Origin of the sequence: Nodosilinea sp. LEGE 06152, assembly GCF_015207525.1 — a bacterium.
GTDB lineage: Bacteria > Cyanobacteriota > Cyanobacteriia > Phormidesmidales > Phormidesmidaceae > Nodosilinea.
This window is the reverse complement of the sequence record NZ_JADEWR010000009.1, coordinates 13,250-38,244: the sequence shown is the minus strand read 5'-3', so window position 1 is coordinate 38,244 and position 24,995 is coordinate 13,250. Positions and strand designations below refer to the sequence as shown.

Genomic DNA, 24,995 nt, shown 5'->3' with positions numbered 1-24,995 from the left:
GTCCACCACGGCACACCATGTTAGATACCACCGACCTCAAGCGTGAACTTGAGACGCTCACCGATCGCCTGGGTAAGACCCAGGACTATCTTTGACATTCCTGCCCTCGAAGCCAAAATTCAGGACCTGGAGCAGCTAGCGGCCCAACCCGACTTTTGGGATGACCAGAGCAAAGCCCAGGACACCCTCCAAGAGCTAAGCGACTACAAGGCCAGCCTCAGCCAGCTCACCATCTGGCAGGCCCACCTCGACGACACCGCCGCCATCCTTGAGCTGCTGCAGGAAGACAACGACGAAGCCCTCTTTCAGGAAGCCCAGGGTACCGTCACCCGCCTGACCCAAGAACTTGACCAGTGGGAACTGCAGCAGCTGCTGGCTGGCCCCTACGACAAAAAAGGCGCGGTGTTGACCATCAATGCCGGGGCGGGCGGCACCGATGCCCAGGACTGGGGCGAGATGCTGCTGCGCATGTACACCCGCTGGGCCGAGCGCCAGGGCTATCAGGTGCACCTGGTGGAAATCTCCGAGGGTGAGGAGGCGGGGCTAAAGTCGGCCACGCTGGAGATCACCGGGCGCTACGCCTACGGCTACCTCAAGTCGGAGAAAGGGACTCACCGCCTAGTGCGCATTTCGCCCTTTAACGCCAACGGCAAGCGGCAGACCAGCTTCGTGGGGGTCGAGATCATGCCGATTCTCGATCAAAATATCGAGCTGGATATTCCTGAGAAAGACCTGGAGATCAAAACCTCGCGATCGGGCGGGGCGGGAGGCCAAAACGTCAATAAGGTGGAGACGGCGGTGCGCATTACTCACCTGCCGACGGGTATTTCGGTGCGCTGTACCCAGGAGCGATCGCAGCTGCAAAACCGCGAAAAGGCCATGATTATCCTTAAAGCCAAGCTGCTGATCATTGCTCAAGAACAGCAGGCCCAGGCGATCGCCGAAATTCGCGGCGACATGGTGGAAGCTAGCTGGGGTGCCCAGATTCGCAACTACGTGTTTCACCCCTACCAGTTGGTCAAAGACCTGCGCACCGGGGTGGAAACTACCGCGATCGATGACGTTATGGCTGGGGAACTCGAAGCCTTTATTCAGGCGTATCTACGTCAGGAAAATCAGGTTCTCCAAGAACAGACGGTCTAAGCCGCAGGCGCTAGTTTGGAGGCACTGCAGGGCGGGCTTCCTCGACCTCACCTACTCCAATGTTTTTTGGGGGCGATAGATGGGGTTTTGGAGCGATCGCCCCCGCCTCACCCTGACGCTACGCACCCCAAAAACCCGGTACATTAGAGCTATCTAGCATTGGAGCGTTCCCGATGAGCCAGGACCAATCAACCCTAGACACCACAACCGATCAACCGTCTTCTGAACCTGCCGCCGCGCCTCCCAGCTTTGTCAAACTGGCCATGCGCAACATGGTCAAAAAGGGCGGCAAGTCGCTGTTTCACTTTTCGCTGACCGTGACCGCGCTGCTGACCCTGCTGGTCGGTTTGGCCTACCTGACCCGTTAACTAATGGCAACACCGACCCCGCCTACCCTTGAAGTGGCCCTAGAGACCGACCACCCAGACGCTGAGGTGGTCACCAACGACGAATGGGAGCGCTGGTTTAGCCAGTGGGGTCAGCAGATGGCGCTGGAAGGGTCACCCATTGGGGCCTACGAACTGGCGCTCAAGCTGACCACCGACGCTGAAATCGCCGCCCTTAACCAGCAGTTTCGCCAGCTCGATCAACCCACCGACGTGCTCTCCTTCGCGGCCCTCGAAACCGACTCTCCGCTGGCAGACGACCTGCTCACCACCGAACCGCTCTATTTAGGCGACATTATTATTTCGCTCGATACCGCCGCTCGTCAGGCCGCCGAAGCGGGTCACTCGCTGCGCTGGGAAACTGCCTGGCTAGCTGCCCACGGGTTTTTGCACCTGCTGGGTTGGGATCATCCCGATGACCCTAGCCTAGAGGCAATGCTAGATAAACAAAGCGAATTACTCACTACCGCTGGGTTAAAGTCTGAAAAAGTAGGCTAAATTGGCCCTGATTCGTCCTCCACGGTACGGTATAGGGGCATATTGCCCGATCGCCTCTATCAGTAGTTATCTATGACTCTCTATAGCGAAAAATCTGAGTCGGTGGTGCCGGTGCCCGAGGGCAACCTCGATGCGGTCAGCCGATCGCTCTCCTGGCGCGTGGCCACCAACCTGCTGGTGAGCTTTAGCTATGCCTGGCAGGGAGTCGTCTACGCCTTTCGCACCCAGCGCAATTTTCGCATTCATGTGGTGGTTGGTAGTTTGGCGGTGGGGCTGGCGATCGCCCTGCATTTGGCCCTGGTAGAACTGGCTGTGATTATCCTTACCTGCGGCGTTGTGCTTACCCTGGAGCTGATCAACACCGCGCTAGAGTCGGTGGTCGACCTCACCGTGCAGCAGACTTATCACGAACTCGCTAAGATCGCCAAAGACTGTGCCGCCGCCGCCGTGCTCATTTCAGCGCTAATTTCGCTATCGGTGGCCGCCTGTCTACTGCTGCCGCCCCTCTGGCAGCGGTTGTTACCCCAGCTTCTTTAGCCCCTATTCTGCCTGCGCCTATGATTCTGGTCATCGACAACTACGACAGCTTCACCTACAACCTGGTGCAGTACCTGGGCGAACTCGGGGCTACTCTTCGCGTAGCCAGCGATCTGCGCGTATTCCGCAACGACGAGATCACCGTTGAGCAGATTGCCGCCCTCCAGCCCGACGGTATCGTCATATCCCCTGGCCCCGGCACTCCCAATGATTCGGGGGTTTCGCTAGAAATTATTGAGCAGCTTGGCCCCACGATGCCTATTCTGGGCGTGTGTTTGGGCCACCAGAGCATGGGCCAGGTGTTTGGCGGCAATGTGGTACGCGCCGCTGAACTCATGCATGGCAAGACGTCACCAGTGTTCCACACCGGCCAGGGCGTATTTGCGGGCCTAGAAAATCCCTTTTTGGCCACCCGCTACCACAGCCTGGTAATCGATCGCGCCGCCTGCCCCGAGGTGCTAGAAATTACCGCCTGGGTCGAAGACGGCACCATCATGGGCGTACAGCACCGCGAGTATCCGCATCTGCAAGGGGTGCAGTTTCACCCCGAGAGCATTCTCACCGAGTCGGGACTGCAAATCTTGCGGAATTTTTTGCTGTCGCTGCCGGTGCCGATTGCCGCGTAGGGTAGGCAGCCACGTAGGGTGGGCATTGCCTACCGTCTACAATGAGAACCATAGCTCTCCGGGATTCTTACCATGAGCTCTGCTAAAGGCCCAGTTCGCTGGACCACCAAAGACATCGAAGCGCTACCTGAGAACGAGTGGGTTCGCTACGAAATCATTGATGGAGAGCTGTTTGTGGCGCGATCGCCCCACCACAAGCACCAGCAACTGGCTGGCCGTATTTTTGCCGCGTTGGATAATTGGGCCTCCAGTGCCGGCCAAGGTGAGGCGTCCATTATGCCGGGGCTAATTTTTTCTGACTCGGACAATGTGTCCCCTGACGTGGTGTGGGCTAGCGATGGACGTATTGCCCAAATTCAAGACGAGGCCGGTCACTTCCAGGGCGCTCCAGAGTTAGTAGTAGAAGTGCTCTCGCCGGACAGAGCCAACGAAGACCTCGACCGATCTGCCAAGTTCAAACTCTACTCAACACAGGGCGTGCAAGAATACTGGATTGTCGATCGCACTGCTCAGCGCATCGAGATTTACCGTCGGAGATCAGGCTCAGCTAGCCTTGGCCGCTACTCTTTTGGCTCAAGATACAGTGACTTCGCCACTGCTGCTGGGGTTTACCTGGGAGGTGGCCCGACTCTTTGGTGCTGGCACTGATCTACTACCAACGCTGGGAACGCCAGATAGGTTTACGGCAGACGCTGTTGTAGCGCTGGCGCAGCAGCGTTAGGAGAGCTGAATATTCGCTCATATCGCGGCTTGAGGCCGTGCGACAAGAACTAAGAGTAGTAGAATACAGACAAGTTATTAACGTTTGTAACAGTTCTCTCAGGAGTCAAGCATGGGCCGGAAGCAGGCGATCGTGATTGGGGCTGGGGTAGGTGGGTTGTCCATGGGCATTCGCCTGCAAAGCCTGGGATTCGACACCACCATCGTTGAAGCGCTAGATGCCCCCGGTGGACGGGCCTATGTGCGCCGTGAGCAGGGCTTTACCTTCGACATGGGGCCGACGGTGATTACGGTGCCCCACTTTATTGAAGAGCTGTTTTCGCTAGAGCGCGATCGCGCCAACCTCACCGCCGAAGACTTCCCCTCCACCATCGTCGATGAAAATAAGCGCATCAAAGAAGGGGTTTCGGGCGGCCCCAACACCGGCCGCTACGTGCAGATCGTGCCCATTCTGCCCTTCTACCGCATCTACTTTGACGACGGCACCTTCTTCGACTACGACGGCGACGAAGCCCATACCCACGAGCAAATTTTGGCTCTAGGTGAACCGGGCGATTTAGAGGGCTACAAACGCTTCCACGAGCAGGCCCGCGCCATCTTTGAGCGGGGCTTTTTAGAGCTGGGCTACACCCACTTTGGCGACGTGGGCACCATGCTCAAGGTCGCCCCCGACCTGCTCAAGCTCGATGCCGTACGCAACCTGTTCCGCTTTAGCCGCCGCTATTTCAAGAGCGACAAGCTGCGCCAGGTCTTCACCTTCGAGCCGCTGCTGGTGGGCGGCAACCCCCTCTCAGTGCCCGCCATCTACGCCATGATCCACTTTGTCGAAAAAACCTGGGGCATTCACTTTGCCATGGGCGGCACTGGGGCACTGGTGCAGGGCTTTGTGAAAAAGTTTGAGGAACTGGGCGGCAAGATTAAGTACAACGCCCCAGTCACTCAAATCAACGTCACCCGCAAAGGTGGCAAAAAGGTCGCCACGGGCGTTACCCTGGGCGACGGTTTGACCATGAATGCCGATGTGGTGGTGTCGAACGCCGACTGGGCCACTACCTACGGCAAACTGATCGAACCCCAGTACCGCTTCTGGAACAGCGACCTGCGGGTGAAGCTGAGCCAGCAGTCGATGTCGGTGTTTGTGATCTACTTTGGCTTTAAGGCCGACGGCAACGAAACCGACAAGCTGCGCCACCACACCATCATCCTCGGCCCCCGTTACGAAGAGCTGCTGAAAGATATCTTTGGCCGCAAGATCATGCCCAAAGACTTCTCCCAGTACGTGCACCTGCCCACCCTCACCGACCCCTCCCTGGCTCCGCCCGGACACCACGCCGCCTATACCCTGGTGCCTATCCCCAACAACAAGTCGGGCATTGACTGGTCTGAGGTGGGCGATCGCCTGCGCGATATCGTCTTCGACTTCCTCGAGGAGCGCGGCTACCTGCCCAACCTGAAAGAGCGGCTGGTGTGCCACAGCTACATCACCCCCGACTACTTTGAAAACACCCTTGACGCCTACGCGGGCAACGCCTTTGGCCTTGAGCCCCTGCTGGTACAGTCGGCCTTTTTCCGGCCCCACAACCGCAGCGAAGACATCAATGGTCTTTACCTGGTCGGGGCCGGTACCCAGCCCGGCGCTGGTACCCCTAGCGTGATGATGTCGGCCAAAATGACCGCACGCCTGGTGGCCGAAGACTATGGGGTGGATGATGCGATCGTCAGCGGCCAGGCCAGCCCTGAGCTGAGCATCCGCTAGATCAGAGCCAATGTAGGGCGGGCACTGCCCACCAGCTACTACTGCGGGTTTGATTGAGATAATCGCTACTGTAAGCGGTGCATTGTGGCCCAGAACTAGCCTGGGGACTAGCTCATGCTTTGGGGCCGCTCAATGCACCCTACAGGTCTCTAGGTATCGGCAAACTTAAAACTGCCAAATCCAAAATTCAAACTTGGTCTGGTCAGTTCTATGGCTGGCTCAAAGTGAGGCGATAAACCGGCGGTTTGCGGTCTACACTAGGCTAGCCAAAGCTATACGTGCGGGAGTAAGAGTGCAATGAAACGGCGACAACTACTGGGTTACGCAGGGGCAGGGTTGGGGGCCAGCCTGGGGCTAAGGCTAGTAGGCTCCCCGGCCCAGGCTCAGACCGCAGGCGTCACCATCCGCAGCCTCGGCCATACGGCGTTTCTATTTACCGGCGGCGGCCGACGCATTTTGGTCAACCCCTTTCGTCGGGTTGGCTGCACCGCTGGCTTCCCTTCCCCCGCCGTGCCCGCCGACATTGTCATGATCAGCAGCCGTCTGTTTGATGAAGGCTACCTCAACGAGCTGCCCGGTGAACCCCGCGTGCTCACCGACCCCGGCGTCTACGACTTTGAAAACCTGCGGGTGCAGGGCATTCTTACCCCCCACGATCGCCAGGGCGGTCGCCGCTTTGGCAACAACACTGTGTGGAAGTGGACCCAGGGCGGCGTCACCGTTGTGCACATGGGTGGAGCCGCCGCGCCTTTAGGTGTAGAAGAGCAGATTTTGCTGGGTCGCCCCGATGTCATGCTGGTGCCCGTGGGCGGTGGGCCAAAGGCCTACACGGCCGCCGAGGCGGTCCAGGCGGTTCAGGTGCTACGACCGAAGATCGTTATCCCTACCCACTATCTGACTAGCGTGGCTGGGGAGAGCTGCGAACTTGATTCGGTAGAGGAGTTCCTAACGCTGATGCCGGGTACGCCTGTAACTCGTGCCAGCAGCGGATCGCTAGGGGTACGACCCAATGATCTGCCCAGCCAGGGTATGCGCATTCAGGTCTATCAGTACCCCAGAGCTTAGCCAGTCGCTGTGTCAGAGACCGGGTGGCGGCGGCAAAGGCAAAAATCCTTTAGAATCCGCATAGCAACCCGGTCTTTCTTGCGCTCACCCTTTTCTTGTCCTTCGCTATGACCACCCCCTACGCCCACCGCCGTCAGCGTGTAATGGAACTTATCGGCGGCGGTACCGCCGTCTTTGCCAGCGCCCCTCCGGCGGTAATGCACAACGATGTAGACTACCCCTTCCGGCAAGACAGCAATTTTTATTACCTGACCGGGTTCAACGAGCCAGGGGCGGTGGCGGTGCTGGCCCCCCACCACGACGAGCACAGGTTTGTGCTGTTTGTGCGGCCTAAGGATCCTGAAAAAGAGACCTGGTCGGGCTACCGGGTGGGGGTCGATCTGGCCAAGGAGCAGTTTGGAGCCGATGAAGTTTACCCGATCGCCGAACTGGATGAGCACCTGCCCAAGTACCTCGAAAAGGCCGATCGCCTCTACTACCGCTTTGGTCACGACGAGGCTTTAAACCAACGCATTCTCAAGCATTGGCAGCGGCTGCTAGCCACCTACTACAAACGCGGCACCGGCCCCGTGGCGATCGAAGATGCCACCCTGATGATGCAGACCCTGCGGCGGGTGAAGTCGGCGGAGGAACTGGATGCGTTGCGACGGGCGATCGCAATTTCTGCCAAGGCCCACAACCACGCCCTTGAAATCACTCGCCCCGGTCGCTTTGAGTACGAGATTCAGGCTGAGATGGAGCACATCTTTCGGCTGGAGGGGGCAATGGGGCCAGCCTACACTTCGATCGTGGCCTCGGGAGCCAACGCCTGCATTCTGCACTACGTTGAAAACAACTGCCAGATGCAGGACGGCGACCTGCTGCTGATCGATGCTGGCTGTGCGGTGGACTACTACAACGCCGACATCACCCGCACGTTCCCCGTGGGCGGCCGCTTTAGCGACGAGCAGCGAATTTTGTACGAGCTGGTGCTAGAGGCGCAGATCAAGGCGATTGCCGCCGTCAAGTCCGGTGCCCCCTTCAACGAGTTCCACGATGCGGCCACCCGCACGATCACCGAGGGTCTGGTGGAACTGGGCTTGCTCCACGGCACGATAGATACCCTGATTGAGGAGAAAAAGCACAAGGCCTTCTTCATGCACGGCACCGGCCATTTTCTTGGGCTAGATGTGCATGACGCAGGGGTGCTTCGCAACCCTGACAAAACCTGGAAGCCTTTTGAAGCGGGCAACGTAGTCACCGTGGAACCGGGCATCTATATCTCCCCCACCTACGAACCCGCCGAGGGGCAGCCCCAAATCGACGATCGCTGGCGGGGCATCGGCATTCGCATCGAAGACGACGTACTGGTGACTAAAAGCGGCTGCGAGGTGCTAACTGCGGCCGTACCTAAGGCCTTAGAGGCCATGGAGCGCTCGTGATGATCGGCAGTCAATCGACGGCAAAAACGGTGTTTCTGCTGGCCTCCATGGTGGGCTGGCTAATTGTGGGCGCAGCCCTGATGTATCTCTTCCCCGCCGTAGCCGACGCGCTGGTGGGTAGCGATCTAACCCATCTTTGGATGACTAACCTTTCCCGCAGTGGCTACAACCCCACCTTGGGCTGCGTGGGAGGGGGCATTGCCCTAGCGGTGACAGCGGCAGGCAACTGGATTTGGTACCAAAAGTTTGATCGAGAATAGGCCGCTCTAGGGGCGTCAGGGAAATTTGCTCGGTCATCGCTTATAGCTACCGATTGACCGAAGACTTTCCAGAGTGGTGGATTTTAACGCCTTAGCAACCAAGTCACTCTAACCAGAAAGTTTTTGGAGAAATTGATCAAAATGCCCCCTATTCTCTGCTAAGATGTAAAACTGCAAATGCAGCACGGGCGATTAGCTCAGTTGGTAGAGCGCCTGCCTTACAAGCAGGATGTCACTGGTTCGAGTCCAGTATCGCCCATACATGTACAGTGACTCTTCATTTGTCGTGGAGACACATTGGTGTCGTCAAAGAAGCAAAGCTAAATTTGGCTTGCTTTTTCCGCCTTAGGCCAATTTGGTAGTGCAAATAGACGAGGAACGGCTGAGCAAACTCCCTGTAGTCCTGCTGTAAAGAAGGTTCTGTTCCACGACACGAATTTGTTTCAATGTCGTTTAATTTGGCACTGTACAGCAGCGGCAGTGAAATTAGCGAGGCTAGTCATTACCCGCACGTCTTCGGCATCGACTTGTCGTCTTTCACCTCAAGTTAGTTCTGAAAGTTCGCTCTGTAGATAGATTTGCGCCTCTATCCAATGCTAGAAGAATGGACAGGAGGTGTTCTGTAGCAATTCACCCGATTTTGGCTTTCCAAATGGCTATGACTGAAAGGAGCAGTAGCCGTGGATCGACTGGTGGTTGGTATGTTGATTTGAGGCACTGCCCTTGTGACCTATGACGGACGCAAATAGCTCTGAAACGATTTTTGCTGGCGATCGCGAAATAGTAAGGCGGATGCCGGCTTCCTGTAGAAACGCTTTACGCTCGCGCTTCGCGTATCCCCAAAATATGACCAACTGTTCACACACCACTGCGTTGGGTTGGGACCTCTCACGAACCTTGCAAACCGTGGCAACCGACTCGGCTGAACGCTTTAGCGCGGTTCAATTGCCAATTTAGCGAAGCAACGTAATGATCGGCAGGAGCATTGGGCTAAGCGTGCAAAGAATGATGACCAGGAATTCACCATTGCTCTCGTATGGTTTGGTGTTGCTCAATGTGACTCTAACATCGGTAATCAGTCTGTGGCTTGGCTCCTGGATAAAACCCACTCCCCTGGCTTTGTTTTACGTGGCAGTGATGGTCAGTGCCTGGTATGGCGGACTGAAACCAGGTCTGGTGGCAACCGTACTGTCTGCACTAGCCATTAATTACTTCATTCCACCCTACAATGCCCTGGGTATTGTCGATTCCGGAGATCTGCTCCACCTGGGAGTGTTTGTCATCATTGCCCTACTAATTAGTAGGTTGAATCAGTCCCGCCAGGTTGCCCTGCGACAAGAACAGCAGCTTCGGGCTGAGGCAGAAGCTGCCCAGCGTCGAACGGCTCATTTACTGGAGCACATGACGGATGCGTTTGTGGCGTTCGATCGCCATTGGCGTTATACCTATGCCAACCCTGCGGCTCTACAAATGCTGCAAAAGTCTCTCGAAGAACTGATTGGCAAGAATGTTTGGGAGGAGGTATTCCCTAGCGAGAAGGGAGGATTTACCTATCGGCAACTGCACCGAGCTTTAGAGGAACAGGTTCCTGCATCTTGGGAAGAGTTCGGTGAACCTGTGCAACGGTGGCTAGAGGTGAGAGCTTACCCTTCACTAGAAGGAGTTGCTATCTATTTTCAAGACATCACTGAACGCAAACAAGCTGAGGCAGCACTGCGGCAGAATGAGGAGCAATTGCGACTAGCTACGGAGGGAGCCAATTTAGGCTTATGGCATTGGGACGTACTGCATGACAGGTTGGTCTGGACCGATCAATGTAAAGCGCTGTTTGGGTTGCCCGCTGATACCGAAATGTCTTATCAGGTTTTCCTAAATGCCGTACATCCAGACGATCGTCAGCGCCTTCAGGAAATGCGTCCTGTACTGGAGGATGGGCAACTCGCACATCATGAGACTGAGTATCGAACGCTTTGGTCGGATGGCACCGTGCGTTGGCTTATGGCAAGAGGAAGCGCCAGCTACGACGCGGCTGGAAAACCTATCTTTAGCAGAGGGGTTATCTTCGACATCACCGATCGCAAACAGGCAGAAAACGCCATTCGTGAGGGAGAAGAGCGGCTGAACCTGGCAATGGAAGCTGGACGAATGGTGGCCTGGGAGTGGAACCCATTCGACGACAGCCTGATTACCTCTGCCAATTTTTCTGAGATTTACGGTGCCACTGACGTTTACACGGTTGAACAGGGGATTGCCCTACTGCACCCGGAGGATGAATTGCAGCACCGAGCCATCATTGCACAAGCCGTAGACACTAGAAGCGAATATTGCTGTGAATTTCGCGTCATTCGACCCGATACAGGCGCAATCGTTTGGCTAGAAGAACGGGGGCAGCCAATTCTCAACAGGGATGGCAGCCTGCAAAAGTTGATTGGTGTTTCGATCGACATTAGCGAGCGCAGGCGCGACGAAGACGAACGCAAACGAATTGAGGAGGAATTACGCAAGAGCGAACAGCAGCTACGCAGCGCGATCGAGGTCGCTCGATTCGCGCCCTATGAATGGAATCCGGTGACGGGTGAACTCATTTGGGATGCTCAGTTGAAAGCGATGTGGGGGTTAGCACCCGATGCTGAGGTCAATGTAGCCGTCCATAATGCCGGAGTACATCCCGAAGACCGTGAGTATGTCGAACAACAAATTGCCAAAGCAATCGACCCCAATGGCAACGGTATCTATGAGGCTGAATTCCGCGTCATTGGTATTGAGGACGGGATTGAGCGCTGGATTTTGGCTCGCGGACAGACGTTTTTTGATGCTGAGCGTCGTCCTATTTATTACGTGGGCGCGGCACAGGACATTAGCGATCGCAAACAATCCGAACTTGAAATTCAAAAATTTGTCTCTCTTGCCAACAACAGCACAGAATTCATTGGCATGTGCGACATGAATTTAATCCCGTTTTATATCAATGAAGCGGGACTGCGAACGGTTGGGTTGGAGGGCGCACAGCAGTTCAAGGACACTCCAGTTCAGGAATTCTTCTTTCCTGAGGATCAAGATTTTGTTGTCAATGAGTTTTTCCCGCGTGTGTTGCGAGAGGGACGGGCGGAAGTCGAAATTCGGCTCCGGCATTTCAAGACGGGCGAAGCGGTATGGATGATCTACAACGTGTTCTACATCCGAGGCGAGAACAATCAGCCGATCGGTTTAGCAACGGTCAGCCGCAACATTAATGAGCGCAAACGTGTCGAAGCAGAACGCAACCAGGCTGAAGCAACCCTGCGTGAGAGCGAGGAGCGGTTCCGCACACTGGCTGCTACAGTCCCCCAACTGCTTTGGACAGCAACACCCGATGGCAGTGTAGACTACCTGAGCGAACAATGGGCAGACTACATTGGGCTACCGCCAGAACGGCTCTATGATTGGAGTTGGCAACAGGTAGTTCACCCCGATGATCTGCCGAATACTTTGCACGACTGGCAACACAGCATCGAGTCGGGTGAGCTGTTAGAAATTCAACATCGCTTTCGCTACCACACAGAAGAATGGCGCTGGCAACTGGTTCGCGGCATTCCAGTCAAAGATGAAACTGGACAGGTGACAAAATGGGTCGGAACCTGCACCGACATTCATGACAGCAAGCTGCGGCAGCAGGATACGCAGTTTTTGTCTGACCTGAGTGAAGTGATTCGCACCAGCGACAGTGCCGATCAGTTGATGACAACGGCTATTGAAATGATTGGGCAGTATTTGCAGCTCAAGCGCTGCTACTTTGCCCAAACTGATGAGGCGAACGATCGCGCCTGGATAACCAGCGATTACCACGATGATTCGCTGCCCTCGCTTGTGGGTGAACACCTCCTTTCCCATTACCCAGCTATCGTTTTGGAGATGCTGCGATCGGGGCGGCTCTACATCTCCAACGACAACAAACGCGATCCGCGCTCAGTGGATTGCTACACGACTGTTTACGAACCCCTCGCCATTCGCGCTCATGTCGCTGTGCCATTCTTTATGGACGGGCGCTGGGCCGTGAATCTGATTGCCGCAACCAATGAGCCCAGGCAATGGCAAGAGCGTGAAATCAATCTGCTGGAAACAGCGGCAGAACGAATCTGGTTAGCCGTCGAAAAGCTGCGATCAGAAGTGGCTTTGCGTGAGAGTGAAGATCGCTACCGGGCACTCACTGAGCTATCCCCACAACTGGTGTTTATGAGCCGAGCCGATGGCTGCATCACCTATGTCAACCAGTGGGGGTTAGACTTCACTGGGCGATCGCTCTTGGAGTTGCAAGGCGATGGTTGGGCAGAGTGCATTCATCCAGAGTATCGCGATCGGGTTTACGAAGCCTGGATGACCGCAACGAGCAATATTTCCGACTACGCGATTGAGATTCTGTTTCGTCGTGCTGATGGGGTGTATCGCTGGCTCTATAACCGCGCCCTGCCTGTGACCAATGGCGCTGGTGAGATTGAGTATTGGATTGGGGTTGCCATTGATATCACCGATCGCAAACAAGCAGAACTGGCGTTACGCGAAAGTGAAGCGATCGCCCAGACTCGTGCCAAAGAATTGGAAGCACTGATGGAAGTCGTTCCAGTTGGAATTTGGCTAGCCCATGACCCCGACTGTCGCCAAGTCACGGTAAATCGAGCTGCCTACAAGCTGATGCGAGCAGAACCAGGCGATGTAACCACTGCCACTCCTGTTAATGGCATTTACCCCTTCAAATTTAAGCTGCAAAGTAAGGGACAAGACATTCCAGCAGAAGAGCTTTCCTTGCAGAAGGCAGGGCGGACAGGTCAGGAGATTACACAGGAAGCCGAACTCGTATTTGAAGATGGCGTAGTGCACTACATGTATGGACGAGCTGTGCCACTGCGAAATGAGGCGGGTATCGTTCGTGGGGTGATCGGAGCCTATGTAGACATTAGCGATCGCAAACAAGCTGAAGCCGAGCGCGAACAGCTCTTAGCACGAGAACAAGCCGCACGGGAAGAGGCTGAACGGGCTAATCGAATCAAAGATGAGTTTTTGGCAGTGTTGTCCCATGAGTTGCGATCGCCCCTCAACCCCATCCTTGGCTGGACTCAGCTGCTACAAAGTGGCAAACTGAACCCGGATCGTCAAGCCGAAGCATTAGCCACGATCGAGCGCAATGCCAGATTGCAGACCCAACTAATCGAAGATCTCTTAGACATTTCCCGCATCATGCAGGGCAAGCTGACACTCACAGCGGCTTCCGTCAGTCTAACGTTTGTCATCTCTGCAGCAGTGGAAACCGTGCGTTTGGCAGCAGAAGCTAAGCAAATTCAAATTTTGCTCGACCTTGATACAGCGGTTGCTCCTGTTTCTGGCGATGCTGCCCGCTTGCAACAAGTGGTGTGGAACCTGCTCACCAACGCCGTCAAGTTCACTCCCAATGGTGGGCAGGTCGAGGTTGAACTGCGGCAATTGAATCAACTGGCTCAAATTCGGGTCACTGATACCGGAAAAGGCATCGATTCGCAGTTTTTGCCTCATGTATTTGAGTACTTTCGACAGGCCGATAGCACTACAACCCGAAAGTTTGGTGGATTGGGATTAGGGCTAGCGATCGTACGGCAAATCATAGAAATGCACGGAGGAACCGTTAAGGCAGAAAGCCTGGGTAACAATCAAGGCGCAACGTTTACGGTACAGTTACCTACCATTCAAAAAATGGTTCCGGCTGTGTCTGAGCCGACTCATGCTGAAGTAGGAAACCAGAAAACTCCTCTAAGTAACTTGCGAATCCTAGTTGTAGATGACGATGATGATACTCGTGAATTGCAGGCTTTTTTGTTGGAGCAACGTGGAGCCAAGGTAACAGCTGTCACGTCTGGCTTAGAGGCATTGCAAGCGCTTGATCAGTTCACTCCCGATGTGATTGTCAGTGATATTGGTATGGCAGACATGGATGGCTATATGCTGATGCAGCAGATTCGCTCTCGCCCTCCAAACCAGGGTGGACAAGTTCCGGCGATCGCCCTGACTGCCTATGCCAGAGACTTTGACCAGCAAAAGGCACGTCAGGTAGGTTTCCAAGCGCACATCACAAAACCTGTGGAGCCAGAAGCGTTGGTGGAAGCGATCGCAATTCTCCTAAGATAGCCTGGTCCTTCTCCGACGCGAACAACTGTTGATGGACACAAACAAACCTGGAGCGATCGCTCCCACTCGCAGGTCTTTCATTATTTGTAATTGAAGAGAATGCCTAATTCCTCGCAGCCTGTTCAATAATTGCGGCGACGGCATCGGGATGGGAAACCATCACGACATGGGACGCGCCATTGACGACAACTGTCTCATGAGAGTTAGCTCGCTCTGCCATAAAGGATAGGGCGGCGGCGGGGATATTGAGATCGCGATCGCCATAAATAAACCAAGATGGAACAGACTTCCATGCCGGTACACCAGAGGCTTCGTTTAATGCAGCTTCTGTAATTGGACGCTGAGTACTCGCCATTAACTGAGCGTCATTGGCAGGCACATCGGCAGCAAACTGCGCGTGGAACTTGTCTTGTTGAATATGGAGGTCTTTGCCGCCATCAGGAAGTTCGACTGGGGGCGCGAGGGTCGGCCCAAGTGTGCTGCCTGGATAACGTCCTGAGAGTTCAACAGCGGTTTCGCCCGCCTCAGGAGCAAAAGCCGCAACGTAAACCAACGCCTTCACGTTTTCGTTGTCAACTGCATTGGTAATCACTGCGCCCCCGTAGGAATGCCCCACAAGCACAATCGGACCTTCAATACCCTGGAGCACGCTGGCGACATAATCAGCATCACTTTTGACTTCGCGCAGGGGATTGGCGACAGCAACCGTCGGATATCCTTTGCGAATGAGCTGGGCTAATACACCATTCCAACTGGAAGATTCGGCGAATGCACCGTGAACCAGAACGATGGTCGGTTTACTGTCTTGGGCGCTGGCAGGATTCATGACGGTTCCTAAGGATGTGAGGATTGTGGTACTTAAAAAGAGTGCGACGATGAGTAATAACCGGATGCCGTTCTTGATCGCGAACCAATTCATAGGATGTTTGCCTTTACGGTGGGTGATTTCGTGAGATAGCCTTTGATTACGCAACGTGAGTAGTCATAAAACGACGGATGTTCCGCGATCGCATCTCCGCACTCTTGTAGGGCAAAGTGTCCGGTATTAAGGAAGGTGTCGAGAGTTAAACGCCAATTTAGAAATGCAGTTGCTACTTAAACGTCAACTGCTGAAGTTCCTTTTGATTCCAGTTGCCTAACCTGGCGGCAGCTTCATAGGTGCTTTGCAAGAACTCTGACAACATCTGATCGGGTGATTCTGCCTCGCGAACCGCGTCATAGGGCAAAACAAATTCACCCATCTCTTTACTGTAAAACGCAGCATCGGGACGAACCTCAGCCTGCTTAAACCCATCGGGTTCTGGGTACGCATAGGAATAAAACGCTGGGTATGATAATCCGGCTCCGGGCCAGAATCCAGCACTACTGACTTCCTGAGAGTAGGCTTCCTGTGCCACTACATCCGGCAAATTCGGCACCCCTCCCGGATGTTCAGGAGCCGACCGCCCCGAAAAGCGGGTCACGGCCAAATCAAAACTTCCCCAGAAAAAATGAACAGGACTGACCTTGCCGGAAAAATGGGAGCGAAACTCTCTAAAGACGCGATCGGACTGTAGCAGCACTCGCCAGCATCGATTGGCATAATCCGCATCGTAAGCGGCATGGGTTTCATCCTGCTCAAATCGAATTGGGTCTGAGACTTCATTCGGTTTAGTGTTAATGGTGATGTGAAGATCTAATTCTCTGAGCGTTTCCATCACGTTCTGGTAGAGATCAGCGACAGAGCGAGGATAGAGGGCGATCGCTCGTCTTGCCCCTTCGCTGGTTTGAATCAGCAGCTCATGATCAATGAAATCAAAGTCGATTTGAAAGATGCTGCTGCCATAGGGAATCGTAGACGTGGTCAGCCCCCGGACGGTTAAATAGAGGGGAGTATGCCAGGAATGATTAATCCAAGGAGTTTGGGCCAATCGGATTTTGCCAATGATTTGCGTCCACATGTGCAAGGTGGTATAAGTTTTTTGCCATGAGTCTAGGGGTAAACTTGGCCAAATGTCTGTTGGGGCAGGCTGATTTAACATCATGGTTTCCTCATAAGTAGAAAAGGGACGCGCGATTAATAGTTCTTCTATTGTTCGTCAGCAAAACACCACAGCCATTGTTCTCCCAATTCGGCTGAACTGATCACTGCGTGTCCGCTCTCTTCATAATGACGGTGGGCGTGCTGTGATGAATTGCAGAATAAAATCAAAATGCAATTTACTTGCTCGATCCCTTTGCATGACTGTTTGCACAGGTTCAATATAGGTCGTCACCTTCAAGCTGTCGCCTATAGCAAGTTGAATTTTTTACAGTGCAAATTGATAGATCAACCATGCCATCTAGGAGTAGAAAGCTGGCTCTAACTTAAGTTAGACTCCGAATTTGATCGAAAGTACATTCATACAACCGATCAACCATAAATGTCTGAATGCAAAATCCGGTAGCGATGTTCCGCACCCTTGATGCGGGCGACGACCTGTTTGCCCCCCGGATGAAGCGGCTGTCACTACAAGCTATTGCCGTAACCGACGACGATAGACCCTAGTTTCTCAACACTTCTGCAATACGGCTCTCAATAAGGTCACCCATGGCTTTTGCTCCGATTGGGGTGCGGAGTTGTTTGCTCAGGTGCGGTCGTTGGTTTGTAAGCGATATACTTTGGGAAACGGATGACAGTCCTTTATAGGGGAGCACTCAATGATTACCCTGCCTGGAATTACTATCCACAGCAAAATCTATGAGAGCTTAGCTTCTTTGGTATACCGAGGCGTCAGAGAGCAAGATACCTGTGCCGTGATTGCCAAAGTCCTCAAGCAGGATTATCCCTCTCCTCAAGAATTAACTCGCTATCGGCAGGAGTATGAAATTACTCGTTTTCTCAACATTGAACGCGTAATCAAGGCATACAGCCAGCAGGACTACCAGCGCACGCTGGTTATTCTTCTGGAAGACTTTGGTGGAGAGTCTTTAGAATGCTGGATGCGGCAACAATTGGACTTCTCTCCCATGCCGCTGTCGGTTTTTTTGAATATGGCGATCGCCATTACGGATACTTTAGGCAAAATCCATGCGGCTCATGCCATCCATAAAGACATTAATCCTGGCAACATTGTCTTTAATCCGAGGACTGGCGTTGTCAAAATCATTGATTTTGGCATTGCCACTCGCTTCAGTCGCACCAATCCCACATTCAAAAGTCTTCATCTTCTAGAAGGAACCCCCGCCTATTTGTCGCCAGAGCAAACCGGGCGAATGAACCGGATGCTCGACTATCGCACCGACTTTTACTCACTGGGCGTAACCTTCTACGAACTGTTGACGGGACAATTGCCGTTTCCCACCAGTGATCTTCTAGAACTCGTTCACTGTCACATTGCTACACCGCCGGTTCCCCCGCATGAGTTGAATGCCACGATCCCCCAACCAGTTTCAAACCTGATTTTGAAACTGATGGCAAAAAATGCAGAGGATCGTTATCAAAGTGCCTGGGGCATCAAAGCAGATCTAGAGCGCTGTGCCCAACAACTGGCAGAAATGGGTCAGATTAACGCCATATCGTTGGGACTGCAAGATGTCTCCGAGCAGTTCCGCATTCCTCAAAAACTGTATGGGCGAGAAGCGGAGATTGCAGCATTATGGGTAGCGTTTGACAGAGTGGCAGGGAGTAAGACAGTCCGTGAAATGGTGCTGGTCTCTGGTTACGCTGGGGTTGGCAAAACAGCATTAGTGCAGGAACTCTTTAAACCGATCACTGCAAAGCACGGCTATTTTATCTGGGGTAAATTTGACCAATTCCGACGCAACATTCCCTATAGCGCGATCGTTGATGCCCTGCAAAAATTGGTGCAGCAACTCTTGGGCGAACTCAATGAACAGGTGGAAGTATGGCGATCGCGTCTACTTAGTGCTTTGGGTAACAACGGACAGATCATCATTGATGTCATCCCAGAAGTCGAGTTAATCATTGGCAAGCAGCCACCTGTGCCTGAAGTTGGAGCAACAGAAGCACAAAATCGCTTTAATCTCACGTTTCAAAAATTTGTGCGGGTGTTTTGTGCAAAAGAGCATCCCCTGGTCATCTTCTTAGACGATCTACAGTGGATCGATTCTGCGACGTTGAAGTTAATCGAACTCATCTTACTTGACGAGCAGATCCAGTATCTGTTTTTGATTGGAGCCTACCGAGATAACGAACTGACTCCAACGCATCCGGTGGTCTTAACGCTAGAGAGCCTGCGAAACCAGGGAGCAGTACTTCAGGAAATCACCCTGACCCCCTTAACGCTAGAACCGTTGACTCAACTGGTGGCTGAGACGTTACATCGCAATCCTGATACCGTTCGTTCCTTAGCCCGAGTCGTGTTGCGTAAAACCGAGGGCAACCCCTTCTTTGTTGGTGAATTTTTGAAGCTGCTGCATAGCGAAAACCTGTTGACCTTTGATGCCCCTCAATCCCTTGGTAAGGGGGGAAGTAAAGAGGGGTGGCAGTGGAACCTAGCTGAGATTGAAGCTCAAGATATTACCGATAATGTGGTGGAGTTATTGCTGCGTCAGTTGCAGAAATTGTCGGAAGCAACACAGCAAGTTCTCTCCATCGCGGCTTGTGTTGGATCTGAGTTTGATTTAGAAACGTTAGCGATTGTTTGCGAAAAATCACCGAAAGCAATTTTCCAGGATCTACTTGCAGCAATACAAGCGGGATTAATTCAACCTCTGTCTGAACTGAACGAAGACTTGTTGGTTCAAGAGTATAAGTTTCTGCACGATCGCGTTCAGCAAGCGGCTTATGCTCTAATTGATGAATCGCAGAAACAGATTGTTCATCTTCAAATCGGTCGCAACTTGCTCGAAAAAACTTCACCGGAGCAACGATTCGATCGGCTGTTTGAAATCATCGATCATCTCAATCAAGGACTTGAGCTATTCACTGCTCAACCAGAACGAACTGAAATTGCCAGATTGAATTTAATGGCAGGTCAGAAAGCAAAGGCAGCAACGGCTTATGAAGCCGCTTTTAAGTATTTCGCGACAGGGCTTAAACTCCTCAATTCAGAGAGTTGGCAGAGTGAGTATGACCTCACCTTAGCGCTGTATTCAGAAGCAGCAGAAGCGGCGTATCTCCAGGGTTGCTTTGATGAGATGGAACAGTTGGTAGAAGTGGTACTTGCTCGTGGCAAAACAGTGGTTGACCAAGTGCAGGCTTACGATACCAGAATTCAAGGATATTTGTCACAGGGCAACCTGAAAGAAGCACTAAAAACTGGATCGGAAGCGTTAAAGCTCTTGGGCTTGGGTTTAATAGAAAATCCAAGCCGGGCAGATATACAAAGGGAATTGGAGTCAACGGCTCCACTACTCGCTGAACGAGAAATCGAAAACTTGATTAATTTACCAGAGATGACTGCACCAAAACCGCTGGCAGCTATGTCAATCTTGGCAAGTATGAGGTCTGCTGCATTTATCAGATCACCGGCACTATTCATGCTGATTACTTGCAAAGCGGTAAATTTATCAATTAACCACGGAAATGCTGTTTGGTCATCAGTATTTTATGCTGGCTACGGGTTTGTTCTATGTGGAGTTGTCCGAGACATTAAACTTGGTTATGAGTTCGGCAAATTGGCGCTCAGTTTGGCAGAACGATTGAATGCCAGAGGAAATGCTAGAACCTTAATGTTTTCGAATGTCCATATTATGCACTGGAAGGTGCATCTTAGGCACACAATACCCATGCTGGCTGATGCCTATCAAAATGGAGTGAAAACAGGAGACTTTGAAACTGCTGGTTATACTGCATACTACGTGTGCTATTACTCGTTTCTTGCTGGAGAAGAACTCACCCAACTGGAACAAAAAACAGCAACCTACAGCAAAGCAGTTGATCGAATCAGACGGGAAACTCCCTCGAATTGGCTGGCAATATTGCGACAGACCATTCTTAATTTGCTAGACAAAGCTGAAAATCCCAGCCGCTTAATCGGTAGGCTATGTACCGAAGAGAAGGCGTTGTCATACGCTATTACAACTAAAGATGGAACTGCAATCCAAATACTCTACTTGCACAAAGTCATGTTGTGTTATCTATTTGGAGAACACCATCAAGCTGAACAGACTGCTATTTTGGCAAGGCGACATTTTGAAGAGGTGACAGCAATAACGGTTTTACCTACATTCTGTTTCTATCATTCACTAGCGCTTTTGAGCCTAGCGACTGATGCTTCAAACTCTGAAAAAGCAGCTTGGCTAAGTTGTGTTGGCTCCAACCAAGAAAAGATGCAAAAGTGGGCGAGTCATGCCCCAATGAATTATTTACATAAATTTTATTTAGTCGAAGCAGAGAAAGCGCGAGTCTCAGAGCAATTTTTTGAGGCCGAGGAACTTTATGAACGGGCGATCGCAGGTGCTGCTGAAAATGAATATATTCAGGAAGAAGCATTAGCTTATGAATTAGCGGCTAAACATTATCTAGCGCGAGGTCGAGAGAAGATTGCTCAAACCTACATGAAAGAGGCGCGCTATTGCTACGATCGCTGGGGCGCGACTGCTAAAGTTAAAGACTTAGAAACTCGCTATCCACAATTCTTCTCTCAGTCGTCTAGAGTCGCTTCTACATCAATTCCTATTACTGCTGAAACTATCACTAATCCCTTCCATACTGCTTTCGATTTAGCAGCAGTGATGAAAGCTTCACAGGCGATTTCTCGTGAAATTGAACTGAAGCAATTGCTGCGATCATTGATGCAAATTTTAATTGAGAATGCTGGCGCACAAACCGGATATCTAGTTTTAGAAAACTCAGGAGAATGGTTGATTGAAGCGGCTTGTGAACTCAATACCGATGAAAATGCTTGTGCGACTCAGGTGTTAGAGTCTATTCCAATTGCCGATCAATTGCCAGAATCAATCATTCAATATGTGATTCGAACTCTGAAGCCTGTCACCTTAAATGATGCGACTCGTGAAGGTGATTTTATTAATGAGCCATACATTCAACAGAACCAGCCCCAATCTATTTGCTGTTTGCCGCTGCTGAATCAAGCCAAGCTGGTTGGTGTAATGTACTTAGAAAATCGGTTGGCAGCTCAAGTGTTTACACCAGAGCGATCGCAGGTTTTGCGGCTATTGTCGACTCAAGCCGCGATCGCCATCGAAAATGCTAACCTTTACTCAGAACTGCGGGCTAACGAAAGCAAGAGCACTCAGTTTCTCGAAGCGATTCCGGTAGGAATTGCGATCGTGGATGCGGAGGGTTGCCCTTACTATGCCAACCAATACGGCACTCAACTCCTGGGTAAAGAAACTGATCCTTCCGTAGCACCGGAGCAGCTCTCAGAGGCTTACCAGCTTTATGTAGCAGGAACTGATCAAATCTATCCAGCGGAGAGCTTGCCTAATGTTCGGGCATTAAGGGGCGAACGCATTACAACTGAAGATATAGAAATTCGTCGAGATCATGCCACAATTCTAGTTGAGGCACGGGGAACACCAGTTTTTGATCAACAGGGCAATATCACTCATGCGATCGCTACCTTTCAGGACATTACAGAGCGCAAACAAGCCGAGAAACTCCTAACCGACTACAACTGCACTTTAGAGCAACAGGTTGCAGAACGAACTGCTGCGTTACGACAAAGTGAGGCCAAGTTCCGAACTATCTTTGAAAACTCGCAGGTCGGCATTTACCGAACCCGCCTCTCGGATGGATTAATTCTCAATGCCAACCAACGCCTTGCCAACCTGTTGGGCTTTGATTCACCAGAGGAGATCATTGGGCTAGAACACAGCATCGACTATTTTGTAAATCCCAGCGATCGCCTATACGCCATTGAGGTGATGAAGCGGGATGGGGAACTGCGAAGCTTTGAAGTCCAGATGCGAAAACGAGCTGGGACACTGTTCTGGGGACTTACCTCTTCTTATCTGAATGCAGCCGATGGATACGTCGAAGGGGTGGTTGCAGATATTAGCGATCGCAAGCAAGCAGAAGCCGCTCTACAAACGAGTGAAGAACGACTGCGCTTAGCATTAACCGCTTCAAATCAAGGACTCTACGATCTCAATATCAAAACTGAAGAAATCGTGGTTAACCCAGGATACGCTTTAATGCTGGGCTACGATCCAGCAACATATCATGTGACCAAATCTACGTGGATTGAGAGTTTGCACCCTGACGATAGAGAATCAGTGGTTGCAGCTTACCATGCTAGTCTTACTGGAGAAGTGCCTAATTTTCAAGTAGAGTATCGCCGTCGTACCGAGGATGGTCAGTGGAAATGGATTTTTGATGTTGGCAAAATTGTTACCTGGAATGAATCCGGTGAACCTATCCGAGCGTTGGGAGTTATTACGGATATCGATGATCGCAAACAAGCAGAAGAAGCCTTACAAGCCTCAGAGACAAAGCTACGGAATCTAATTGAGGCAATTCCTGATCCATTGTTTGTATTCTCTGCTGAAGGGCGATTCCTTGAAATAATGGTAATGGAACCAGATCTGCTATGGCACCCCTTTGAGGAGATGATTGGTAAAACCATGCATCAACTCGGCAGGGAAGAAGCTGATGAGTTTCTAGGTTATATTCAGCAGGTATTGAGAACCCAACAAATCCTCACGGTCGAGTATGGTGCGTTTCTAAGTGGACGAGAAATGTGGTTTTCGGCTCGCATTGCCCCAATCAGCTACGACCAGGTGATTTGGCTGGTGCGAGATATTACGGCGCAGAAGCAAGCAGAAGCAACCTCAATTTTAGAGGAGCGCAACCGCATGGCACGCGAAATTCACGATACCCTTGCTCAGTCGTTTACAGGTATTCTGGCTCAGGTCGGAGCTGCAAAACAGGTGCTAACCGATGATGTAGAAGCAACTCAGGCACACCTGGACCTGATCAAAGAATTGGCGCGAACTGGACTGACTGAAGCGCGGCGCTCGGTCGTCGCGCTCCGGCCTCAGCTTTTGGAGGAGGGCAGTCTACAGAGCGCTCTCCATCGTCTCGTCACTCAGACTAGAGCTGCCGCAATGGATACCACTTTGCACTACGAGATCGAGGGTGCGGTATATGCTTTACCCACTGAAGTCGAGAACAACCTCCTACGGATGGGGCAGGAGGCATTAACCAATGCGATTAAACATGCCAATGCTGACGAAATTCGAGTGCAGCTAGCCTACGATCGCGATCAGGTTTGCTTGCGCGTGAAAGACAATGGACAGGGCTTTGGAGTTGGAAGTATCCCGGCCTCTGAGGGGTTTGGCTTACTCGGCATGAGCGAACGGGCAGAGCGCATCGGCGCACAACTCACGATTCGGAGCCAGCCTGGACAAGGAACAGAAATTATTGTCACCGTCAACCCTTGAGTGAGCATCACGATGAGCCAAGCCACGACTATTCGGGTTTTGATTGCGGACGATCACGCCATTTTTCGGCAAGGATTAGCCACGATTATTAACCGTGACCCTGATATGCAAGTGATTGCACAAGCCGAAAATGGGGAACAGGCGATCGCTCTATTTGAGGAACACCAACCGGATGTCACGCTCATGGATCTCCGAATGCCCGAAGTAGAAGGAGTTGCTGCCATTGGTGCAATTTATGCGACGGCTAAATCGGCTCGGATTATTGTACTGACCACCTATGATAGTGACGAGGATATCTACCGGGGATTGCAGGCAGGCGCAAAGGGATACCTGTTGAAAGAAACCGAACCGGACGAGCTTCTGAATGCCATTCGTACCGTTCATCGGGGTCAGCAGTACATTCCGCCAGACGTGGGAGCAAAGTTAGTTCAACGTCTCAGCAATCCAGAACTGAGTGAACGAGAACTGGCAGTACTCCGCTCACTAGCACAGGGGATGAGCAATGCCGATATTGCGGCTGCTTTGAGCATTGGCGAAGGCACGGTTAAATCTCATGTCAACCGGATTTTGAATAAACTAGATGTCAGCGATCGCACTCAAGCTGTGATTGTTGCCGTTAAACGCGGCATTGTTAGTTTATAGAGTCGATTTGGGATCTTCTTGAGATGGACTAAGATCAAAAATAAATGCCGTATTCCAGCAGTTTAACCGACAAGGAGTGGGCAATCATTGAATCGTTGCTGCCGAAAAAGAAATAAACACGACAAAAAATCCCCCGATACTCGTTCTGAAATAGAACAGCATCGAAGGATTGTGTTACGAAAATGAAGTATGAGTAGAATTCAAAGCAAACTGGTCGCTGATCGTGCCATTAATCGGAATGGCTGATGCCTCCCAACTCACATACATTGACATTCTTCATTTTCCTAGATCTGTCGTTTGCAAGTAAGGTTCGGATATTGTTGTTTGCAAATACGGTTCGGACATTATATACGCAAGTCGTTCCAGTCTCGATCGTGATATTACGAGACTCTCCAGGTTGAAGTGGCTGATTCAGGACATTCTTGCTTCCTGTGATTCTATTGGCTGGCTTAACATAGAATTTAACAATTGGGCGC

15 protein-coding genes, 1 tRNA gene and 1 pseudogene are annotated in these 24,995 nt (G+C 52.1%); 14 read left to right on the top strand and 3 right to left on the bottom strand.

Going from position 1 to position 24,995, the window contains the following annotated elements:
- Positions 1-17 precede the first annotated feature (17 nt).
- The 12 genes and pseudogenes from prfB (at position 18) to IQ265_RS13345 (ending at position 14,544) form a co-directional block, all read left to right on the top strand.
- A protein-coding gene (prfB, locus tag IQ265_RS13400) for a peptide chain release factor 2 (RefSeq protein ID WP_194054378.1) occupies positions 18-1,143 on the top strand; the annotation gives its coding sequence in 2 pieces (ribosomal slippage) (positions 18-92 and positions 94-1,143; 1,125 coding nt in all).
- Between the two features lie 173 nt (positions 1,144-1,316).
- Positions 1,317-1,511 (top strand): DUF3285 domain-containing protein, encoded by a 195-nt coding sequence (locus tag IQ265_RS13395; protein ID WP_194054376.1) that lies wholly within the window; start codon positions 1,317-1,319, stop codon positions 1,509-1,511.
- A 3-nt stretch (positions 1,512-1,514) separates the two neighbouring features.
- On the top strand, positions 1,515-2,027 hold the full coding sequence (gene ybeY, locus IQ265_RS13390; RefSeq protein ID WP_194054374.1) for an rRNA maturation RNase YbeY: 513 nt from the start codon (positions 1,515-1,517) through the stop codon (positions 2,025-2,027).
- 72 nt (positions 2,028-2,099) lie between these two features.
- On the top strand, positions 2,100-2,564 hold the full coding sequence (locus tag IQ265_RS13385; protein ID WP_194054372.1) for a diacylglycerol kinase family protein: 465 nt from the start codon (positions 2,100-2,102) through the stop codon (positions 2,562-2,564).
- 20 nt (positions 2,565-2,584) lie between these two features.
- A complete protein-coding gene (locus tag IQ265_RS13380; RefSeq protein ID WP_194054371.1) occupies positions 2,585-3,190 on the top strand; it encodes an aminodeoxychorismate/anthranilate synthase component II in 606 nt (201 codons plus the stop codon).
- Positions 3,191-3,262: 72 nt separating this feature from the next.
- A pseudogene (locus tag IQ265_RS13375) lies at positions 3,263-3,911 on the top strand (Uma2 family endonuclease).
- Between the two features lie 111 nt (positions 3,912-4,022).
- The gene (crtI, locus tag IQ265_RS13370; RefSeq protein WP_194054369.1) at positions 4,023-5,666 is read left to right on the top strand and encodes a phytoene desaturase family protein; all 1,644 of its coding nucleotides are present in this window, start codon (positions 4,023-4,025) and stop codon (positions 5,664-5,666) included.
- Between the two features lie 297 nt (positions 5,667-5,963).
- Positions 5,964-6,731 (top strand): MBL fold metallo-hydrolase, encoded by a 768-nt coding sequence (locus IQ265_RS13365; RefSeq protein WP_194054367.1) that lies wholly within the window; start codon positions 5,964-5,966, stop codon positions 6,729-6,731.
- A gap of 107 nt (positions 6,732-6,838) precedes the next feature.
- The gene (locus IQ265_RS13360; RefSeq protein WP_194054364.1) at positions 6,839-8,152 is read left to right on the top strand and encodes an aminopeptidase P N-terminal domain-containing protein; all 1,314 of its coding nucleotides are present in this window, start codon (positions 6,839-6,841) and stop codon (positions 8,150-8,152) included.
- Positions 8,152-8,412, top strand: a complete 261-nt coding sequence (locus IQ265_RS13355) for a hypothetical protein (RefSeq protein WP_228037878.1) — start codon at positions 8,152-8,154, stop codon at positions 8,410-8,412. Before IQ265_RS13360 ends, IQ265_RS13355 begins: the two co-directional genes overlap by 1 nt.
- A gap of 186 nt (positions 8,413-8,598) precedes the next feature.
- A tRNA-Val gene (locus tag IQ265_RS13350) sits at positions 8,599-8,671 on the top strand.
- Between the two features lie 710 nt (positions 8,672-9,381).
- On the top strand, positions 9,382-14,544 hold the full coding sequence (locus IQ265_RS13345) for a PAS domain S-box protein (protein WP_347404962.1): 5,163 nt from the start codon (positions 9,382-9,384) through the stop codon (positions 14,542-14,544).
- 103 nt (positions 14,545-14,647) lie between these two features.
- On the opposite strand, the gene IQ265_RS13340 is transcribed toward IQ265_RS13345, so the two are convergent.
- The 3 genes from IQ265_RS13340 to IQ265_RS13330 all read right to left on the bottom strand — a co-directional run bounded on the left by IQ265_RS13340 (position 14,648) and on the right by IQ265_RS13330 (position 16,735).
- Positions 14,648-15,463 carry an alpha/beta hydrolase gene (locus tag IQ265_RS13340; protein ID WP_194054360.1) on the bottom strand — a complete coding sequence of 272 codons (816 nt, stop codon included), beginning with the start codon at positions 15,461-15,463 and terminating at the stop codon, positions 14,648-14,650.
- A 172-nt stretch (positions 15,464-15,635) separates the two neighbouring features.
- Positions 15,636-16,565, bottom strand: coding sequence for a DUF5996 family protein (locus tag IQ265_RS13335; RefSeq protein WP_228037877.1), 930 nt, complete (start codon positions 16,563-16,565; stop codon positions 15,636-15,638).
- Between the two features lie 47 nt (positions 16,566-16,612).
- Entirely contained in the window at positions 16,613-16,735 is a 123-nt protein-coding gene (locus IQ265_RS13330; protein ID WP_228037892.1) for a UBP-type zinc finger domain-containing protein, read from the bottom strand.
- Between the two features lie 488 nt (positions 16,736-17,223).
- Here IQ265_RS13330 and IQ265_RS13325 point away from each other — a divergent pair, with 488 nt between their 5' ends.
- Positions 17,224-23,877, top strand: a complete 6,654-nt coding sequence (locus IQ265_RS13325) for a PAS domain S-box protein (protein ID WP_194054356.1) — start codon at positions 17,224-17,226, stop codon at positions 23,875-23,877.
- Between the two features lie 12 nt (positions 23,878-23,889).
- Complete coding sequence (locus IQ265_RS13320; protein ID WP_194054354.1) at positions 23,890-24,519, top strand: response regulator transcription factor; 630 nt, start codon at positions 23,890-23,892, stop codon at positions 24,517-24,519.
- The last annotated feature ends 476 nt before the right edge of the window (positions 24,520-24,995 follow it).

Excerpts from the sequence above, each read along its gene's own strand:
- IQ265_RS13395 (WP_194054376.1), top strand. The coding sequence starts at position 1,317 with ATGAGCCAGGACCAATCAACCCTAGACACCACAACCGATCAACCGTCT.
- ybeY (WP_194054374.1), top strand. The coding sequence starts at position 1,515 with ATGGCAACACCGACCCCGCCTACCCTTGAAGTGGCCCTAGAGACCGAC.
- IQ265_RS13385 (WP_194054372.1), top strand. The coding sequence starts at position 2,100 with ATGACTCTCTATAGCGAAAAATCTGAGTCGGTGGTGCCGGTGCCCGAG.
- IQ265_RS13380 (WP_194054371.1), top strand. The coding sequence starts at position 2,585 with ATGATTCTGGTCATCGACAACTACGACAGCTTCACCTACAACCTGGTG.
- crtI (WP_194054369.1), top strand. The coding sequence starts at position 4,023 with ATGGGCCGGAAGCAGGCGATCGTGATTGGGGCTGGGGTAGGTGGGTTG.
- IQ265_RS13365 (WP_194054367.1), top strand. The coding sequence starts at position 5,964 with ATGAAACGGCGACAACTACTGGGTTACGCAGGGGCAGGGTTGGGGGCC.
- IQ265_RS13360 (WP_194054364.1), top strand. The coding sequence starts at position 6,839 with ATGACCACCCCCTACGCCCACCGCCGTCAGCGTGTAATGGAACTTATC.
- IQ265_RS13355 (WP_228037878.1), top strand. The coding sequence starts at position 8,152 with ATGATCGGCAGTCAATCGACGGCAAAAACGGTGTTTCTGCTGGCCTCC.
- IQ265_RS13345 (WP_347404962.1), top strand. The coding sequence starts at position 9,382 with ATGATCGGCAGGAGCATTGGGCTAAGCGTGCAAAGAATGATGACCAGG.
- IQ265_RS13340 (WP_194054360.1), bottom strand. The coding sequence starts at position 15,463 with ATGAATTGGTTCGCGATCAAGAACGGCATCCGGTTATTACTCATCGTC.
- IQ265_RS13335 (WP_228037877.1), bottom strand. The coding sequence starts at position 16,565 with ATGTTAAATCAGCCTGCCCCAACAGACATTTGGCCAAGTTTACCCCTA.
- IQ265_RS13325 (WP_194054356.1), top strand. The coding sequence starts at position 17,224 with ATGATTACCCTGCCTGGAATTACTATCCACAGCAAAATCTATGAGAGC.
- IQ265_RS13320 (WP_194054354.1), top strand. The coding sequence starts at position 23,890 with ATGAGCCAAGCCACGACTATTCGGGTTTTGATTGCGGACGATCACGCC.